Origin of the sequence: Mesorhizobium tianshanense (assembly GCF_007830515.1) — a bacterium.
Classification (GTDB): Bacteria; Pseudomonadota; Alphaproteobacteria; order Rhizobiales; family Rhizobiaceae; genus Mesorhizobium; species Mesorhizobium tianshanense.
Genome location: NZ_VLKT01000136.1, coordinates 1 through 2,841, shown reverse-complemented (window position 1 = coordinate 2,841; position 2,841 = coordinate 1). Strand labels below are relative to the sequence as shown.

General features: G+C 54.6%; 3 protein-coding genes. 2 read left to right on the top strand and 1 reads right to left on the bottom strand.

Translation table 11 applies throughout. The features are described from left to right. Positions 1–234 precede the first annotated feature (234 nt). Positions 235–1,068, top strand: coding sequence for a polysaccharide pyruvyl transferase family protein (locus IQ26_RS38810; RefSeq protein WP_145723567.1), 834 nt, complete (start codon positions 235–237; stop codon positions 1,066–1,068). Between the two features lie 169 nt (positions 1,069–1,237). Here IQ26_RS38810 and IQ26_RS38805 read toward each other — a convergent pair whose 3' ends face one another. Beyond that, positions 1,238–2,296, bottom strand: coding sequence for a hypothetical protein (locus tag IQ26_RS38805; RefSeq protein ID WP_145723566.1), 1,059 nt, complete (start codon positions 2,294–2,296; stop codon positions 1,238–1,240). 306 nt (positions 2,297–2,602) lie between these two features. Here IQ26_RS38805 and IQ26_RS38800 point away from each other — a divergent pair. Beyond that, positions 2,603–2,841 (top strand): hypothetical protein (locus IQ26_RS38800; protein ID WP_145723565.1); only part of this gene is annotated, 239 nt, incomplete at its 3' end.

The window sequence follows — 2,841 nt, the reverse complement described above, 5'->3', positions numbered from 1 at the left end:
TGCGGCTGCCGGTGACCAGGTGGTTCGGTTTGGCGAGCGCGCGGTGCTGAGCCACGAAGTCCGGCTGCAGGATGCAGTCGCCGTCAATGAAGATCCGTACCCGGCCTGGCGCCCGTTGGGCGGCGTCCGCGTAGGCCGGATCGGTCCGCACGTCTTAACTCCGTTGATCTCTGCATTCATCAGGCGTAACGGGACCTCGGAATTCATTATACTGCAGGGGCTTGAGAACACAGAATGAACATCGCACTGCTGAATTACTCTAACACCGCAAACATCGGAGACAATATACAAACGCTCGCCGTCGCGCAGCACATCGATCAGGAATACAGCCTGGTCGACCGTGACTTCTTGCATCGATATGATGGCGAGCCCTGCGTCGTCGTCATGAACGGCTGGTTCACGCATGAGCCGCAGAACTGGCCACCTGCACCAGCGATCACGCCGATCTTCTTCGGCTTTCATCTGACCCCGAAGGTCGCGCCCGGGTTCGAAAAGCATAAGGCATATTTCGAGCGCTTTGCGCCGATCGGATGCCGTGATCAAGCGACGGCCGACATCATCAAGTCATGGGGTGTCGATGCCTATATGAGCGGCTGCGCGACGATGACATTCCCGGCCAGAAAGAATGAACCTGCCGAGCCGAAGGTGATCCTTGTGGATCAGAAACAGCGCCATTTCGCGCGGTCGGAGCGCAAGCAGGCTAGCCAAATCGGGCACATTATGCCGTTTCCGATAGCGAGCGAAGTCAGATTTGAGGCGGCAAAGAACCTGCTCGATTTCTACCGGCTCAATGCGGGCCTCGTCGTCACCAGCCGCATTCACAGCGCCATGCCTTGCGCGGCGATGGGCATCCCGGTCGTTTATACCGGTCGTCGCGACGGCCGGACTGCGATCATCGACATGATCGGCATCCCGTCAGTTCGAACAAAGCTGTTCCCGCGCACGCGCATCGAAGGCTTTCCGGTACGCCAGCCTGCATTCGATGACGTGAAAAAGCGCATCACCAGTGACCTTCACGCACGTTTAGAAGCCCATGGCGTGAAGGTGAAAGTTCCGACGTCGCTTTAGCTGCTCGCGAAGCTTTATGGCGAGTGTGGCGTCTGGACGGCATTGTTGCGAAGGCGCGTCTATGTCGCCTTTGTCGTTCATCTCGGCGAGCGTCGGCTGGCGTTCCAGCATTGCGATCGATCAACGAGTAGATTTGCTATCCCGGCCAACCCAGGTTCGCATGCTACCGCTAATCGAGCATCACACGGCCCTGTGGAGCATTGATGCGGCAGGCCGCACGCTCTTCGGAAATGCGTGCGGGGTCGCCACCGTATTCGATTAGTGGATGACGACCGAGCTTATCTTCGATCATGTCGGCAATACCCGAGAATCCCTCTTGGGGGCTATCACTACGGGATTTATCATGCCAAACACGCATTTCATCCTTGTTGATCAGGAACATTACAAGAACATCCCGCTCGATCGTCGTTGAGAAACCGTGATAAGAATAAAAATGGGGGACAAATACACAAACAGAGTTTCTCCGGAAATTTGCCCCATATACAGGCTTTAATCCTTTATCATAAAGAACGGTAGCATTCTTTTTTTCTTCTTCTTCATCTACAGGAACGGTTGGGAAATAAAATACGAATGACATATATTTTGGCGGAATATCAACATGTATATTTTGAAATTTATCAGGAGTACAGAAAACGAATTCAAATTCATTCTCATGAATATCGACGGAATCAACAAGATCGTCCGACGGCTTGCAATAGAATTTCTCAAACAGTGCCCGCTTAACGTTACGATCTTCAAACAACGCGCGAAACTGGAGGATTTCCACATCTCGCAATTCAATCAACGGATACCGGCGATTGACAAACGCCTTGCTGTCCTGTTTGCGCTGCTGAAGTTTTCCCGAGTTCTTGTACTCCACCATCCGCGCCTTCAGCGCCTCGTAGAAGGCTTCCGGAAAAAGATCATCGATATAGAGATGGTAGAACGGAGCCTCGCCGACGGCAGTCCGCGCTATACGCTCAAGCACATGCGCGCGTAGATCCGTGTATTCGGGCCCGAACGCCTGGAGGTCAATCGACATGCGATCGACTATAGGCTGTTTCCCCTTCAGTCCCAGAAGTCTCCGAAGCATACCCCCCCCTTCGATACGGTAGTCGCGCACAGAAACCCCAAGCAGTCCCTCGTTTGCCAAATTGACAACGGTTTCGCAAGAGGTTTTCCTCGAGAAGCTAAACACTGTGGGCTGCAACCTCACGAGATCGCGGACATTCGGTTGCCCGGCATTCATGGCTATGCGCCCTCTTGATTGCGATTGGCACGATCCGGTCAAGTTCTGTCTTGAGCAGACCATAGAGGTGTTGAGCCCAGGCGGGCTCATTATCCTTGACAATCACAACGACTACGGCGGATGCCGGAGGGCGACCGATCAATTCCTTGCAGGCCGTGCGGACTGCCGTCTGATACGAACGCTGCCTCATGCCGTGGTCCAACGATTAGGCTAACGGGGAGAGAGTGCCGAGGTCGGCGTGCGTTTTTTTACCTTTCGATTCCCGAAACGCGCTCGGGATATCGCACGGCCCATCAACCGATCCGCATGCTCGGCAAAAACCGCGATGACCTGTTCAGCGAAGACCAGTTAGAACTAGCCCGAAAAATTCATGAGGGGTTGGCAGATGTGGCACAAGCCATTGAAGCACAGACCGCCGCCGACCGGTTCGCCGCTCGCGAAGCTTTATGGCGAGTTTGGCGTCTGAATGGCTTTGTTGCGAAGGCGGGCAGTCTCTATCCTGTCGAGCACGATCTTCTTGTTCGCCTCCGCGCGGCTCGGATCGG

What these genes read in the sequence shown, in the direction of transcription:
- IQ26_RS38805 (WP_145723566.1), bottom strand. Translation starts at nt 2,296, where the DNA reads ATGAATGCCGGGCAACCGAATGTCCGCGATCTCGTGAGGTTGCAGCCC.
- IQ26_RS38810 (WP_145723567.1), top strand. Translation starts at nt 235, where the DNA reads ATGAACATCGCACTGCTGAATTACTCTAACACCGCAAACATCGGAGAC.